At 65.0% G+C, this 15,088-nt stretch carries 16 protein-coding genes; 2 read left to right on the forward strand and 14 right to left on the reverse strand.

Annotated features, from left to right (window positions below; genetic code table 11):
* Positions 1-148: 148 nt before the first annotated feature.
* The 5 genes from ACM43_RS34530 to ACM43_RS34550 form a co-directional block, all read right to left on the reverse strand.
* A complete protein-coding gene (locus ACM43_RS34530; RefSeq protein WP_260347528.1) occupies positions 149-799 on the reverse strand; it encodes a hypothetical protein in 651 nt (216 codons plus the stop codon).
* A gap of 100 nt (positions 800-899) precedes the next feature.
* Positions 900-1,487 carry a GNAT family N-acetyltransferase gene (locus ACM43_RS34535; protein ID WP_157285664.1) on the reverse strand — a complete coding sequence of 196 codons (588 nt, stop codon included), beginning with the start codon at positions 1,485-1,487 and terminating at the stop codon, positions 900-902.
* A 36-nt stretch (positions 1,488-1,523) separates the two neighbouring features.
* Positions 1,524-2,813 carry a M16 family metallopeptidase gene (locus ACM43_RS34540; protein WP_036040217.1) on the reverse strand — a complete coding sequence of 430 codons (1,290 nt, stop codon included), beginning with the start codon at positions 2,811-2,813 and terminating at the stop codon, positions 1,524-1,526.
* Positions 2,810-4,228 (reverse strand): threonine synthase, encoded by a 1,419-nt coding sequence (gene thrC / locus ACM43_RS34545; protein ID WP_036040215.1) that lies wholly within the window; start codon positions 4,226-4,228, stop codon positions 2,810-2,812. The genes ACM43_RS34540 and thrC overlap by 4 nt, the downstream gene beginning before the upstream one ends.
* Positions 4,229-4,781: 553 nt before the next feature.
* On the reverse strand, positions 4,782-5,426 hold the full coding sequence (locus tag ACM43_RS34550; RefSeq protein WP_028178165.1) for a response regulator transcription factor: 645 nt from the start codon (positions 5,424-5,426) through the stop codon (positions 4,782-4,784).
* 86 nt (positions 5,427-5,512) lie between these two features.
* Between ACM43_RS34550 and ACM43_RS34555 the strand changes: the two genes are divergently transcribed.
* On the forward strand, positions 5,513-6,850 hold the full coding sequence (locus tag ACM43_RS34555) for a histidine kinase (protein WP_271546243.1): 1,338 nt from the start codon (positions 5,513-5,515) through the stop codon (positions 6,848-6,850).
* Position 6,851: 1 nt separating this feature from the next.
* On the opposite strand, the gene ACM43_RS34560 is transcribed toward ACM43_RS34555, so the two are convergent.
* From ACM43_RS34560 to coxB, 9 genes are all read right to left on the reverse strand, one after another.
* Positions 6,852-7,217, reverse strand: a complete 366-nt coding sequence (locus ACM43_RS34560; RefSeq protein ID WP_271546245.1) for a nuclear transport factor 2 family protein — start codon at positions 7,215-7,217, stop codon at positions 6,852-6,854.
* 169 nt (positions 7,218-7,386) lie between these two features.
* Positions 7,387-8,142, reverse strand: coding sequence for an SURF1 family protein (locus ACM43_RS34565; protein ID WP_271546247.1), 756 nt, complete (start codon positions 8,140-8,142; stop codon positions 7,387-7,389).
* Positions 8,139-8,540, reverse strand: coding sequence for a DUF983 domain-containing protein (locus ACM43_RS34570; RefSeq protein WP_035996593.1), 402 nt, complete (start codon positions 8,538-8,540; stop codon positions 8,139-8,141). Before ACM43_RS34570 ends, ACM43_RS34565 begins: the two co-directional genes overlap by 4 nt.
* Before the next feature lie 97 nt (positions 8,541-8,637).
* Positions 8,638-9,534 carry a cytochrome c oxidase subunit 3 gene (locus tag ACM43_RS34575; RefSeq protein WP_035996590.1) on the reverse strand — a complete coding sequence of 299 codons (897 nt, stop codon included), beginning with the start codon at positions 9,532-9,534 and terminating at the stop codon, positions 8,638-8,640.
* Positions 9,535-9,612: 78 nt separating this feature from the next.
* Positions 9,613-10,266, reverse strand: coding sequence for a cytochrome c oxidase assembly protein (locus tag ACM43_RS34580; RefSeq protein WP_035996588.1), 654 nt, complete (start codon positions 10,264-10,266; stop codon positions 9,613-9,615).
* A 5-nt stretch (positions 10,267-10,271) separates the two neighbouring features.
* On the reverse strand, positions 10,272-10,448 hold the full coding sequence (locus tag ACM43_RS34585; RefSeq protein WP_035996586.1) for a hypothetical protein: 177 nt from the start codon (positions 10,446-10,448) through the stop codon (positions 10,272-10,274).
* On the reverse strand, positions 10,445-11,389 hold the full coding sequence (locus ACM43_RS34590; RefSeq protein ID WP_271546250.1) for a heme o synthase: 945 nt from the start codon (positions 11,387-11,389) through the stop codon (positions 10,445-10,447). Before ACM43_RS34590 ends, ACM43_RS34585 begins: the two co-directional genes overlap by 4 nt.
* A gap of 62 nt (positions 11,390-11,451) precedes the next feature.
* On the reverse strand, positions 11,452-13,068 hold the full coding sequence (ctaD, locus tag ACM43_RS34595) for a cytochrome c oxidase subunit I (protein WP_035996582.1): 1,617 nt from the start codon (positions 13,066-13,068) through the stop codon (positions 11,452-11,454).
* Between the two features lie 83 nt (positions 13,069-13,151).
* The gene (gene coxB / locus ACM43_RS34600; protein ID WP_271546252.1) at positions 13,152-14,006 is read right to left on the reverse strand and encodes a cytochrome c oxidase subunit II; all 855 of its coding nucleotides are present in this window, start codon (positions 14,004-14,006) and stop codon (positions 13,152-13,154) included.
* Between the two features lie 458 nt (positions 14,007-14,464).
* Between coxB and ACM43_RS34605 the strand changes: the two genes are divergently transcribed.
* Positions 14,465-14,998, forward strand: a complete 534-nt coding sequence (locus ACM43_RS34605) for an invasion associated locus B family protein (protein WP_271546254.1) — start codon at positions 14,465-14,467, stop codon at positions 14,996-14,998.
* The last annotated feature ends 90 nt before the right edge of the window (positions 14,999-15,088 follow it).

The following is a 15,088-nucleotide window of genomic DNA, read 5'->3' on the forward strand; positions in this document are numbered from 1 at the left end:
CGGTGCAGCGTGCAACGCTGCTCCGCAGAGCCGGGACCCAGCATGCCGCGGCGTGGGCCCCGGCTCTGCGTCGCACCGCACCGGACGATACGCTTCACATCGCCGGGAGCGCTGAGCCGCGTCCGGGGCACGAGACCTTGAACTGAAGCTACTTCTTCCTCGGCTTAGCCTTCTCCGGCGAGAGCGCCTGCGGGTCGAAGCCGACATAGAAGATGTAGGTATCGGCAACCGCGGGCGCCGGCACCGGATAGGCCAGATCCTCGGCGACGAAGGTGAAGGGCACGCTGCCGCCTTCCGACATCGCCACCGTGGTCCGGTAGGCCTTCGAGGCGATCACCTTCTCGCCGACGCCGCCCTGCACGACGGCGATGCGCAGCGGCACCTCGACGGAGGCAGGCGCCCCGGCGGGGCCGGCGATGACACGGCCCTGGATGCCGATCCGGGCCGTGATGCCGGCACTGCTGCGCAAGCATTCGCGCGCCATCTTGGTGATCGAGGCCTGGAAGCGGATGTCATTGCCGACCGCCGGCTTGCCGCTGGCGCCGACCGCGTAGGTCGAGGCGCCCGCGCGCACCGTGACCTGCGGGCAATCGAGGTCGTCTTCGGCCGGCTGCCCGGGCGCAGGCGCCGGCTTCGGCTCCGCCGGCTCGTCGGACTTGCCGCCGAACAGGCTCTTGAAGCGGTCGGTCAACGACTGCGCCGCCACCGGCGAGACGGAGGCGAGCCCGACCGATAATGCCAGCACGACCGCTGCGCCCCGCCGCAACCTCGTCCGCGATGACCGAAGCTCCTGCACCATCAACACCCGTACTCCATGACAATGTTCCGGCCGGGTTATATCGCCAATATCGGCGAACCCAAGGCGGCAAAAAGGGATTAGGCCGCATCCATCAGGCTGCTCAGCCGCGGAAGTCCTCGTGCAGCAGGCCGAACAGCAGGTGATCCTGCCAGACCCCGTTGATGCAGAGATAGCGGCGCGCCAGGCCCTCGCGCGAGAAGCCGCACTTCTCCAGCACCCGGATCGACGGCGCATTGGTCGGGATGCAGGCGGCCTCGACCCGGTGCAGATTGAGCTCGCCGAACAGCGTCGGCAGCAGCACCCGCAGTGCGGCCGTCATGTAGCCGCGGTGGGCATAGGGCTGGCCGACCCAATAGCCGATGGTCCCGGCCTGCACGATGCCACGCCGGACATTGGCGAGCGTGATGCCGCCGACCAGGGCGCTGTCGAGCTCACGGAAGATCAGAAAGGGATAGGAGCGGTCCGCGGCGATATCTTCGGCATAGCGGCGCAGGCGGCGGCGGAAGCCGGAGCGGGTGAGATCGTCGGACGGCCAGATCGGCTCCCAAGGCGTCAGATAGTCGCGGCTGGTCTCGCGCAAATGAGCCCATTGCAGGAAGTCGGACATTTGCGGCGCGCGCAGGAGCAGCCCGTTGCCGCGCGGCGCCAGGGCGGCGGGTCCACTGGATGGCAGGCGAAAGAGGGCCATGGTGATGCTTCCCGGGGCGAGGCCCGCGCGCGGCTCCTAATGCAGCCGCGCCTTGGCGCGCGCCCGTGTCAATCCTTCCGCAAAAGACACCGCCGTGTCCAGACCCCTGCCGCTGCCCAATGCGACGACCGCAGGCCGGCTGCGCGACAGCAGCGCACGGGCCGCGTCCCGGGTCGATTCGATGCTGACGGCGTCGATCCGGGCGACCAGTTCCTGCACTGTCTGCGGGCGCCCATAGGCCAGCACATGCCGGGCGAGCTGCTCGGCGCGGGAGGAGCAGCTCTCCAGCGCCATCAGCAGACCCGCCTTCATCTGTGCCTTGGCCCGGGCGATCTCGGCGTCGGTCAGCGTCTCCACCGATTCGTTCATGATGTCGACCACGACCTCCATCATCTCCGGTGCGTCGGCGGGATCGGTGCCGGTATAGAGGCCGAAAAAGCCGGTATCGGTGTAGGGCGCGTGGAAGGTGTAGATGGAGTAGCAGAGGCCGCGCTTCTCGCGCACCTCCTGGAACAGGCGCGACGACATTCCGCCGCCGAGGACATTGGTGAAGACCTGCAGCGAGAACAGCGAAGGATCGGTCTGCGGCACCCCCTCGAGCGCCAGCGTCAGATGCGCCTGCTCAAGCTCGCGATGCACCACCTTGGCGCCGCCCTGGCCGAACCGGGCGGCCTGCGGCTTCGGCCCGGGCGTTCCCTCGAAGCTCGCAAAGCGCTTTTCGACCTCGGCGACGACCTGGCCGTGATCGACCGCCCCGGCCGCGGCAACCACCATGTCGGGCCCGCGATAATGCGTCGACAGATAGCCGCGCAGCATGTCGCGGTTGAATGCGCGCAGCGTCTTGGCGGTGCCGAGCAGCGAACGGCCCATCGGCTGGTCGGGATAGCAGAGTTCGTTCAGATGCTCGAACACGACGTCATCGGGCGTGTCCTGCGCGGCACCGATCTCCTGCACGATGACGTTCTTCTCGCGCTCCAGCTCGTCGGGCTCGAAGGCGGGGTTGGCAAGGATGTCGGCGAGCACGTCGAGCGCGAGCGGCACGTCGGCCTTCAGCACCCGCGCGTAATAGGACGTGGTCTCGGTCGAGGTGCCGGCATTGAGGTCGCCGCCGACCGCCTCGATCTCCTCGACGATCTCGCGCGAGGAGCGCCTGGTCGTGCCCTTGAACGCCATGTGTTCCAACAGATGCGAGATGCCGTGCTCGTTCGGCTTCTCGTCGCGTCCGCCGACGCCGGCCCAGACGCCGAGCGCCGCCGTCTCAAGGTGGGGCATCTCGTCGGTGACGACGGTGAGGCCGGAGGCAAGCTTGGACATCTCGACGCTCATCCGGCAACTCCCTGCTTTGCGGCGCGGCTGGCGGACAGCACGAACCGCTCGAGCTCGACCTGATCGTTCTTCATCACCCTCATGTGTTCGGATTTGGTCATCAGCCCGTCGAGCCAGGCCGGCAATTGCGGCCGCTGGCCGCAAGCCGCCTCGACGGCGTCGGGGAACTTGGCCGGATGGGCGGTGGAGAGCACGATGCTCGGCACCTTCGTATCGGTGGTGTCGCGGTCCGCGACGGCGAGCGCCACGGCGGTATGAGGATCGACCAGCTCGCCTGCTTCGCGCCAGGCGGCGCGGATCGCAGCCGCAGTCTCGGTCTCGTCGGCGCGCCCGGCATCGAACTCCTCGCGGATCGCGGCGAGTGTCGCATCGGGTAGCACGAAGCGGCCGGACTGCTTCAGCTGTTCCATCAGGCGACGCACGCCGGCGCCATCGCGCCGGCCGGCCTCGAACAGCAGCCGTTCGAAGTTCGAGGAGATCTGGATGTCCATCGACGGCGATGCCGTCGCGTGCACCTCACGCACCTCGTAGATGCCGGTCTTCAGCGTGCGCGCCAGGATGTCGTTGACGTTGGCGGCGATGCGCAGGGTGCGCACCGGCAGCCCCATGCGCTTGGCGACGTAGCCGGCGAAGATGTCGCCGAAATTGCCCGTCGGAACGACGAAATCGACCGCGCGCGCCGGAGCACCGACCGCGACGGCGGAAGTGAAATAGTAGACCACCTGTGCGACGATGCGCGCCCAGTTGATGGAATTGACGCCGGAGAGCGAGGTCGCATCGCGGAAGCGATGGTTGTTGAACATCCCCTTAACGAGAGCCTGGCAGTCGTCGAAGGTGCCTTCGATGGCGAGCGCATGGACGTTGGCCGCGCCCGTCGTGGTCATCATCCGCCGCTGCACCTCGGAGATGCGGCCGTGCGGAAACAGCACGATGAGATCGACGTTCTCGAGGCCCGCAAAGGCTTCGACCGCGGCGCCGCCGGTATCGCCTGACGTCGCGACCACGATGGTGGTGCGCTGGCCGCGCTTTTCGAGCACATGGTCCATCAGCCGCGAGATCAGCTGCATCGCCACGTCCTTGAAGGCGAGCGTCGGACCGTGGAACAGCTCCAGCACGAACTGGTGCGGGGACATCTGGCGCAGCGGCACCACCGCAGGATGGCGGAAGGTGGCATAGGCCTCGTTCGCCATGCGCCCGAGCTCGGCGTCGGAAATCTCGCCGCCGGCGAAGGGACGAATCACGTCGACCGCGACCTCCCAATAGGGGCGGCCGAAGAAGCCGGCGATCGTCTCGCTCGGAAGCTGTGGCCACACCGCCGGCACATACAGGCCGCCGTCGCGGGCAAGCCCGGTCAGCATCACGTCACAAAAGCCGAGTTCGGGGGCTTCGCCCCGGGTCGAGATATAGCGAGTCAAACTGCCCTCCAAAGGCGGCCGGGCCCTAAGCTCGACCCTTAAGCCTTTGATTTTACGTAGTTACTTGTCAACAGCCGGTGGCTTTGAACCACCATAGAGTGTTTTGCGGCATCGGGAAACCGCTTCCGGCCTACCCCTCGCCCAATGAAAAAGGGCTGCGGCATTGCCGCAGCCCTTCTCTTGGAAGGTCTGTCGTTGTGTGCAGACCGGTTGCCTCATCGGGGTCGCCGACCCCTCAAAACTGTTCCGGCAAGCTTTCGTCGCCTGTCACGAAATCGTCAAGTCCAAACCCCGCGCGCGTCGAAAATGTTCCTATTTTTCCCGATCTGGGCTCTGGTTCGTTTTGGCAGTTGCAGCCAAGTCCTGTCAGTGATCCTTGCCCATGAACTCCGCTTTTTCCCGAATCAGCCGCGGGAACGAATACAGCCTCGGCCCATTGTGTCGGCGGATGGGCGTCAGCCCGTTGTCCAATGCATTGCCCGGCCAACGGCGGCGTCGATCCGTCGGCCGAACCGCTGCATCCCGGAGCAGCCGGTTCGGTCGCTGGCGAAAGTCAGTTCATCCCGATTTCCACTGCGATCCGGATCAGGTCGGAATGGTTCTTGGCGCCAAGCTTCTGCTTGAGCAGGGACGTGGTGTTGGCGACGGTCTTGTAGGAGATGCCGAGCGCCTCGGCGACCTCGACGATCTTGTCGCCGCGTCCGAGCAAGCGAAGAATTTCGAGCTCCCGCGGCGTCATCTGTGACGCGGGGTTGGCCTTGATCGCCGCGCCGGAAAACGTCACGGCTTCCGCAAGCTGCGGCGAGATGAAGTTGTCACCCGCGACCACCTTGCGCACCGCTTTGAGCAGGATCCTGGGGTCGTCGCCTTTGGAGACATAGCCCTGCGCCCCGAGCTCGACGGCCCGCACGACGAACGCCGGATCGTCGTTCATGCTGAACATGATGATCTTGGCGTCGGGGTCGTCCTTGCGGATACGCCGCATCAGCTCGAACCCGGAGACGTCGGGCAGGCTGATGTCGATCACGGTGACGTCGGGCCGCTTGCTGACATAGGCGCGATGCCCGGATTTGGCATCGCTCGCCTCGTCAATGCGGATTGAATGGTCGGATGCGAACAGGGTGCGGCAGCCCGACAGCACCACGGGATGGTCGTCGACGATCAGGACCCTCGTCGCCAGCTTGGCGGTATCTTGCATCGCGCACTCTCTTGTTTTTCGACTCATAGCCCGCCGGGAATAAATGGAAAGAGCAAATCCGGCCGATACGCGTTAGAATTGACCTAATGTGGCGACGACTTTCGTTCCGAACGCAATTGTTTCTCCCGCTCGGCGCGAGCCTTCTCGCAGCCCTGATCCTGGGCGGCATATTACTGCAGATATTTGCACCAGGTCAGGTAGCTGATGAACACGAGCCGGCTCGACGCTCGATCCAGACCATCGCCGCCGCGCTCAACAGCACCCTGCGCGCATCGGACAATCCGCAAAAGACCCTCGATGCATTTGTTCAGTCCTTGGACGCCTCCACGGATATTCAATTCCGCCGCATGGATGGAGGTCCCCCGCCTTCTCCGAAAGACTTGCGCAACCTGAAGAAGGTTCCGCAATGGTTCGTCAACCTCATCACCATACCAGAGATGGAAGCGGCGTTTCCGATCGTCATAGACGGCAGACATGTCGGCGATATCGTGTTCTTCCCGGACATATCGGCCGACTTGTTCGAGAAGTGGATCGGCTTCCTTGCGCTGACCAGCCTGGTCGCTGTCCTGATGGTGCTCACCGGCACCGTTGCCTATGTCTTCGCCGGTTCGGCCCTGCGCCCCCTGCAACATCTCGGCGAAGGTCTCACGCGAATACGGCGGGGCGACTACACGAGCCCAATTCCGGTCCGAGGCCCAGCGGAAATCCGGCAAGGCTGCGAGGAGGCGAACGCGCTGGCTGCAACGCTGGCGCAACTCAGCCAGGACAATCGCGATCTGATGCACCGCCTGGTGTCGCTGCAAGATGACGAGCGGCGCGATCTCGCCCGCGAACTGCACGACGAGCTCGGGCCCCTCCTCTTCAGCATCCGCGCCGGCACGATCGCGCTGACCGATGCCTCCGAGCCAACGGGACATCTCGGCAATTCGGCACAGGACCTGCTGCAATCGGTCGAGGCCCTGCAGCAGACCAACCGCCGCATCCTCGACCGGCTGCGGCCGCTCTATATCGAGGAGCTCGGCCTTTCGAGCAGCGTGCAAACGCTGCTCCGGAATTTTCGCAAGCAGGCACCTCATATCGTGCTGACGGACGCGATCGATCGCGATCTCAGCGCAATCGGCGGACCGCTGGCGCAGACCGTCTATCGCGTGATCCAGGAGGCACTGACCAACGTGCTGCGACATGCCAACGCGGGCAACGCACATGTGCAGGCGACGGTTGCCGACAAGACGCTCGTCGTCGAGATCTCCGACGATGGCGGCGGCTTCCCTGCGGATAACGTCTTCGGCCGGGGCCTGACCGGCATGCATGAGCGCGTGCGCGCGCTCAGCGGATCGCTGTCGCTGTTGCGCGTGGATGACCGAACCTACGTGCGCTGCCGCCTTCCGGCGGAGACGATGCGGGACGTTCCGTCACCAGGCTAGTTCAGCAGGCGCAACCATCATGCGCATTCTGTCGCGCCGGTTCGCACAGCGTGCTGCGGATCTTGCCATCCGGGCTGAAGCGGAACGAGGCCTGAATGCGCAGCGCGCCGGCGACGGAATATTCGAGGTGGATGCCGTGGGGCGCGGGATTGATCTCTTCCAGCCCGAACCCCGCCAAGGAGAAGGCGCTGAGCCGCGGTTGCCAATAGGCCTCGATCTCGCTCCGGCCACGATAGCGCCGCGCGCCGTCGCAGGTGCATTCGAGCTGCGCGTCGTCGGCATAGAGGTCGAGCAGGGCTGTGAGGTCGCCCTTACGGCAGGCATCCACCCAGTCGACGATAATTCCCATCTGGTCGAAATCACTCACGCCGCACCCAATCTGCCGCGGACAATATTGGCGGCTTAGAACTACCCTCGTGAATATGCGCTGAATAATAAACCCCGGGCGATACCGGGTTCCCTTGATGGACCTTATTGTTTGAGCATGATCTTTTCGGAAAACCGCTACCCACTTTCCGGATCATGCCCCAATGAGCTCAGCTCTGCCGCCGGCCTCTTGCCCACACGCCGAAGGCGATAAGCACGGCGCCTGCAAGCGTGAACCAGGTGATTGCATATTGCAGATGGTCGTCCTTGAGATTCACCTGGAGCGGTCCCGGACGCGGGATGCCGTTCGCCGGCGCGGGCCGTTCGAGATCGATATAGAACGGCGCAACCGTGCCCCAGCCCAGCACGCTTGCGATTGCCAGATGATCGCGCACGAACCAGAGCCGCTTGCCGCGATTCTCCGCCGGAGTCAGCCAGCTTGGCGCCTCGGGAAAGCGCAGATAGCCGGTGAGCTCAACCGGTTGGCCCGTGACGAGCTTGTTCACCGCGCGATCCTCGACGCCGCGGTCCTGCATCGTGTTCTCGACGAAACCCGCGTCGATCACGACCATCTCGCCGCCGGGAAGCCGCGCCGGCAGGAACGCCCAAGTGCCGGGGCCGGAGGCGTCCTTGCGCACCGCCGAGCCGGAGGAATAGACCATTGCATCGGGGAGGGCTGCGTAGGTCGCGGTGAAGCTGACGCGGCGGAATTCGTCGCGGGCGGGATTGAGCGCGGCCCATTGCGCGGGCGGCGGCAGCGCAACCGGCGCGGCCGCAAGCCGCTCGGTGAGCGCCGCAATCAACTCGTGCTTGGCGGTGCGGCGCTGCAGCTGCCAGACACCGAGCGCCACGAACACAGCCGTGAGGAACAGCGTGAACAGCGCGAAGCCGGCCACGGGGGCCTTGCGCGACGCAGGCTCGTTCATTTCGCGCGATCGACCAACCGGCCCGGCGCCGCCTTGTGGTGGAATTGCAGCGCGATCAGCAACGACTTCATCGAGCGCAGCGGCAACAGCGTGGTGGCGAGGATGAGCGGCAGCCAGAGCACCGCATGCAGCCAATATGGCGGCTGGTATTTGACTTCGACGATGAGGGCGCACGCGACGACGATGCCGCCGGCCAGCATGATGATGAAGATCGCCGGGCCGTCGCCGGTATCGATGAAGGCATAGTCGAGCCCGCAACGGTCGCATGCGGGCGCGAGCGTCAGAAAGCCCGCATAAAGCTTGCCTTGGCCGCAGCGTGGGCATTTGCAGGCAAGCCCACGCAGCGCGCTTTGCAGGACGGTGGTTTCGGACGGGGGTGTGCCGGCACTGTCGTTCATGATGGCGGACTCTATCACAGTTTCCGACGAAACTTCGGGCGGCCGGAAAGCGAAAGGGCGGCCCTGCGGCCGCCCTTCCTGATCGGTTCGATCGGGCTCAGTGCGCCGCGCTGGCCATGGTCTCGGCGCCGCGTCCCCAGACGTAGATGCAGAGGAACAGGAACAGCCAGACCACGTCGACGAAGTGCCAGTACCAGGCCGCGAACTCGAAGCCGAGATGCTGCTTCGGCGTGAAGTGGCCGGCATAGGCGCGGAACAGGCACACCAGCAGGAAGATGGTGCCGACCAGCACATGGAAGCCGTGGAATCCGGTCGCCATGAAGAACGTCGCGCCGTAGACGTTGCCGCCGAAGGAGAACGCCGCGTGGGCATACTCATAGGCCTGCACGCAGGTGAAGAGCGCGCCGAGCACGACGGTGAGGATCAGGCCATACTTCAAGCCCTGGCGGTCGTTCTCGAGCAGCGCATGGTGCGCCCAGGTGACGGTGGTGCCTGACGTGAGCAGGATCAGCGTGTTCAGCAGCGGCAGATGCCAGGGATCGAAGGTCTCGATGCCCTTCGGCGGCCAGGTGCCCGGGACCGCGCAGGCGCCGGGCTGCGTGCCGAGGCCGCAACCGAACACCGCATCGCGGGTGGCGTGGACGGCATCGGCCGGAAACAGCGCCGCGTTGAAATAGGCCCAGAACCAGGCGACGAAGAACATCACCTCGGAGGCGATGAACAGGATCATGCCGTAGCGGTGATGCAGCTGCACGACACGGGTGTGGTCGCCCTTGTACTGGGCTTCCTTGATCACGTCGGCCCACCAGCTCGCCATGGTGTAGAGCACGCCCACGGTGCCGACGCCGAACACGATCGGCGCCGCCGAGAACATGTGGTGCATCCAGGCGACCGCGCCGACCGCCATGATGAAGGCCGAGAGCGAGCCGACCGCCGGCCAGGGAGAGGGATCGACGAGGTGATAGTCGTGATGCTTGGTGTGCGCCGTGGCCATTTCCGTCTCTCTCCTCAATCCCGTGCCCGTCCGGCACTTATCCCCTCGTGTCCAACCGCCCGCGCGTGAGCCCTGCGGTCAAAGATTTCCCTTGCGCTTGTCGGCCTCGCCCGATGCCAGCGGTTTCACCACGGGATCGCGCACCGGATAGAACGTGTAGGACAGCGTGATCGTGCTCAGCCCGTCGTTCTCGTGGTCGGCGGCGATCGACGGGTCGACGTAGAACACGACCGGCATCTCGCGCTTCTCGCCGGGCGCCATGGTCTGCTCGGTGAAGCAGAAGCAGTTGATCTTCTGGAAATAGGCGCCGACCGTCAGGGGCGCGACGTTATATGCGGCCTGGCCCGCAGTGGCGCGCGCCGCCTGGTTGGTCACGGTGTAGAAGACCGTCACGACCTGGCCGATATTGACCTCGATCTCGCTCTGCTCCGGCTCGAACTTCCAGGGCAGGCCGGGCGCGACGTTGGAATCGAAGCGCACCGAGATCTTCCGCGCGATTGGGCCCGTGGCCGGCGCAGAGGTCGCCACTTGCGTCGTGCCGTTGAAGCCGGTGGCGCGGCAGAACCAATTGTAGAACGGCACCGCCGCGTAGGAGGCGCCGACCATCAGCGCGACCACGCCGCCGCAGATGGACGCGACCACCACATCGCGCCCCAGCCCGCGGCCCTTGCCCGGGTTGCGATGGCCCGGCTTGGCGCTGACGTCCTGCGATATGGTGGGCTCGTGATCCATGTTTCCTACATCGGCCGCACGAGCACGGCCGGCCCCTTGACCATGGTGACGGCGAAGAACAGCACCACGAGCACGCCGAGCGCCAAAGCGATGGCGATGGAGCGCTGACGACGGCTCTTCCGCTGCGCCTCGGTGAGGACGATTCCTTCCGGCTCGGGTTTGTCGGCCATCGCGGTGATCATGCGCCCCCAACCATCGGAGCAAGCGCCCGGTACACGACCTCGGCCAGCAGGGTCGCAAACAGCGCGAACAGGTACAGGATCGAGAACGCAAACAGCTTGCGGGTCGCGCGCAGCGACTGGCTGCGCTCGCGGCGCAGATAGACGTTTATGGCGAGCACCAGCATGCCGGCACCGAGGAGCAGCGAGACCACGCCGTAGACGGCATCGAAATAGCCGAGCGCCCAGGGCGCGGCGGCGACCGCGATCAGCACGATGGTGTAGAGCAGGATCTGCAGACGCGTGGCGTCGGGACCGGCGACGTTCGGCAGCATCGGAATGCCGGCGCGCGCGTAGTCGTCGGAGCGGAACAGAGCCAGCGCCCAGAAATGCGGCGGGGTCCAGAAGAAGATGATGGCGAACAGCAGCAGCGGCTCGACATCGACCGTGCCCGTCACCGAGGCCCAGGCCACCACCGGCGGCAGCGCACCGGCGGCACCGCCGATCACGATGTTCTGCGCGGTCCAGCGCTTCAGCCACATCGTGTAGATCACGACGTAGAAGAAGATGGTGAAGGCGAGCAGCGCGCCCGCGACCCAGTTGACGAGGATGCCGAGCGTCATCACCGAGAAGAAGGCGAGCGTCGTGCCGAACGCCATCGCTTCAGGACGGGTGATGCGGCCGCGCGGGATCGGCCGGTTCGCCGTGCGCGACATCTTGGAATCGATGTCGCCCTCGAGCGCCATGTTGAGCGCCCCGGAGGCGCCTGCACCGACCGCGATGCAGAGCAGCGAGGTGATCGCCAGCACCGGGTGGAAATGCCCCGGCGCCATCGCCATCCCGACCAGCGCAGTGAAGATCACCAGCGACATCACCCGCGGCTTGAGCAGCGCGAGATAATCGCCAACCTCCGCTTCGGAGATGTGGGGATTGATGTCGATGGCGTTGTGGTCGAGGACGGACACTTAGATTGACTCGCTTCGTTACAGCGCCGCGGCGCCCGTCACGGGCGCCGCGGGGGGATTGCTTACTGCACGCGGGGCAGCACTTCGAACTGATGGAAGGGCGGCGGCGAGGACAGCGTCCACTCCAGCGTGGTCGCGCCAGCACCCCAGGGATTGTCGCCTGCCGGCACCCTCTTCATGAAGGCGTCCAGCACGCAGTAGAGGAAGATCAGCACGCCGAAGCCGGAGATGTATGAGCCGACCGACGAGACCAGATTCCAGCCCGCGAACGCATCGGGATAGTCGATGTAGCGGCGCGGCATGCCGGACAGGCCGAGGAAGTGCTGCGGGAAGAACACCAGGTTGACGCCGACGAAGGTGACCCAGAAGTGCAGCTTGGCAAGGCCCTCATTGTACATGTAGCCCGACATCTTCGGGAACCAGTAGTACCAGCCGGCGAAGATCGCGAATACCGCGCCGAGTGACAGCACGTAGTGGAAGTGGGCAACGACGTAGTAGGTCTCCTGGAGCACGCGATCGACACCCGCGTTCGCCAGCACGACGCCGGTCACGCCGCCGACCGTGAACAGGAAGATGAAGCCCACCGCCCAGATCATCGGCGCGCGGAATTCGATCGAGCCGCCCCACATCGTGGCGATCCAGGAGAAGATCTTCACGCCGGTCGGAACGGCGATGACCATCGTGGCGGCGACGAAATAGGCCTGCGTCGCCGAGGACATGCCGACCGTGTACATGTGGTGCGCCCACACCACGAAGCCGATGCCGCCGATCGCGACCATGGCGTAGGCCATGCCGAGATAGCCGAACACGGGCTTGCGCGAGAAGGTCGAGACGATCTGGCTGATCATGCCGAAGCCGGGCAGGATCAGGATGTAGACCTCGGGGTGACCGAAGAACCAGAACAGATGCTGGAACAGCACGGGGTCGCCGCCGCCGTCGGGGGCGAAGAACGTCGTGCCGAAATTGCGGTCGGTGAGCAGCATGGTGATCGCACCGGCGAGCACCGGCAGCGACAACAGCAGCAGGAACACCGTCACCAGGATCGACCACACGAACAGCGGCATCTTGTGCAGGGTCATGCCCGGCGCGCGCATGTTGAAGATGGTGGTGATGAAGTTGATCGCGCCCAGGATCGAGGAGGCACCGGCGAGGTGCAGCGACAGGATCGCGAAGTCGACCGCCGGGCCGGGATGGCCCGAGGTCGACAGCGGCGCGTAGATGGTCCAACCCGCCCCGACGCCGTTGGAGCCCGGCTCGCCCTCGACGAAGGTCGACATCAAGAGCAGCGCGAACGATGCCGGCAGCAGCCAGAACGAGATGTTGTTCATGCGCGGGAACGCCATGTCGGGCGCGCCGATCATCAGCGGCACGAACCAGTTGCCGAAGCCGCCGATCATCGCGGGCATGACCATGAAGAAGATCATGATCAGGCCGTGCGAGGTCACGAACACGTTGTAGGTGTGGGCCTCGTGGAAGACCTGCACGCCCGGATACATCAGCTCGGCCCGGATCGCGATCGACATCGCCGCACCGATGATGCCGGCGACGACCGCGAAGATCAGGTACATCGTGCCGATGTCCTTGTGATTGGTCGAATAGACGTAGCGCCGCCATCCAGTCGGATGGGCATGCTCGTCATGATGCGCGTGATCGCCGTGTGCCGCTGCGCTCGTTGCCATTTTCAAATCCTGCCTTGCGTCCCATTCGGACCTTTGGAGGTCCCACCCTTATCGCTTTCAGTCCCTCAGGCCGCCCCCGGCGCTTACTGCGTCGGGCCGGCCGCGGAGGCGTAGGTGCTGGTGCCGCCGCTCGCAAACTTCTTCTTCGCCGTCTCGACCCAGGAGGCGAACTCCTGGTCGCTCACCACGCGGATCGCAATCGGCATGAAGGCGTGATCCTTGCCGCACAGTTCCGAGCACTGGCCGTAATACATGCCGGTCTTGGTGGCCTTGAACCAGGTCTCGTTCAGGCGGCCGGGAATGGCGTCGATCTTGACGCCGAAAGCCGGCAGCGCAAAGGCGTGGATGACGTCCGCACCCGTGGTCTGGACCCGAACCACCTTGTTGACCGGCACCACCATCTCGTTGTCGACGGCAAGCAGGCGGGGCTGCTTGTCCTGGGCCATCAGCGAGTCGAACTCGAACTTGCCGTTGTCGGGATAGGCATAGGACCAATACCACTGCTTGCCGGTCGCCTTGACGGTCAGGTCCGCCTTCGGAATGTCGAGCTGCAGGAACAGCAGCCGGAACGACGGCACCGAAATGCCGACCAGGATCAGCACCGGGACGAGCGTCCAAGCCACCTCGATCAGCGTGTTGTGGGTCGTCCGCGACGGCACCGGATTGGCCTTCGCGTTGAACTTGACGACCACGATCACGAGCAGCGCTAGGACGAACAGCGTGATCAGGGTGATCAGCACGAAGAGGAAGTTATGGAACCAGACGATGTTGTCCATCACCGGGGAACCGGACTGCTGGAGCGTCCACTCCCACGGCGCCGGCTGCCCGAGTTCGGCCAATGCCGCACCACCCGTCGCCAGCGTGACTCCAGCCGCCACCAAGGCGATGGTGGCCAATCCCAGCAGTTGCCGGCCCACCCGACCCATCGACATCCTCATGTCGTTCGCGCTCCCCTTCCGAAATCACCCCACGTGCATTTCCCTGCTTGCGGGAAACGCTTATTCGCTCCGCCAGTCCGACAAACCGCCACGCAAGAATACCTCTAAGAGGAATTGGGGCCAGATCGCTAGAACGCGAAATCAAGCCTCTCAAACCATAATTCTTGATCTATCGCAATGCAGTCTTGAGCCCCGCCTGCCAGCCATCACCGGCAAGATATTTCCCAGCAAGATCAGACAAAAATACCGTTTCCCGGGACGCTGCGGCTTGACAGCGGAATTGCCCTCGGTAGGCACTGGAAGACTGCCACGCGGCAGCCTGATTCGTGCGGGCAATGGCGGTGTGCGCGGCGCGGAATTTGCTTGGGAATCGCCTTCAAGACGCCGTCATTCCGTATCAGTCCGCCAGATCAGTCCGCCAAGCGCGAGCAACCCAGGCGAGCAGAGGGACCGACCCGATGGGGCTTTCGAGATCGATGGCAAAGCCGGCGAACGGCCTCGCGGCGCTCGCCGCCCTCGTGGCTGCGATGGTCCTGCTGGCGCTGCCGGGGCTTGCCCATGCGCAGGGCGCGGTGCGCTCCGTCCATGGCGACTGGCAGATCCGCTGCGACACCCCGCCCGGCGCCCAGACCGAGCAATGCGCCCTGATCCAGAGCGTGGTGGCCGAAGACCGCTCCAATGCCGGCCTGACCGTGATCGTGCTCAAGACCGCCGACCAGAAGAGCCGGCTGATGCGCGTGGTCGCTCCGCTCGGGGTCCTCTTGCCCTCCGGCCTCGGGCTCAAGCTCGACAACCAGGACGTCGGCCGCGCCGGCTTCGTCCGCTGCCTGCCCAACGGCTGCGTCGCCGAGGTCGTCCTGGAGGACAAGCTGCTCGGTCAGCTCCGCAGCGCCAAGACCGCGACCTTCATCATCTTCGAGACCCCGGAAGAAGGCATCGGCTTCCCGCTCAGCCTGAACGGACTGGGTGAGGGCTATGACAAGCTGCCGTAGCAGCGGCTAACCTTGGCAATCCTTTTGTTTCCGTAATGTGAGGCTTCGCGCTCTCGCGGAACTGGTCCGAAACCATTATCTTGCCCCACA

It is taken from the genome of Bradyrhizobium sp. CCBAU 45321, assembly GCF_028128975.1.
Classification (GTDB): Bacteria; Pseudomonadota; Alphaproteobacteria; order Rhizobiales; family Xanthobacteraceae; genus Bradyrhizobium; species Bradyrhizobium yuanmingense.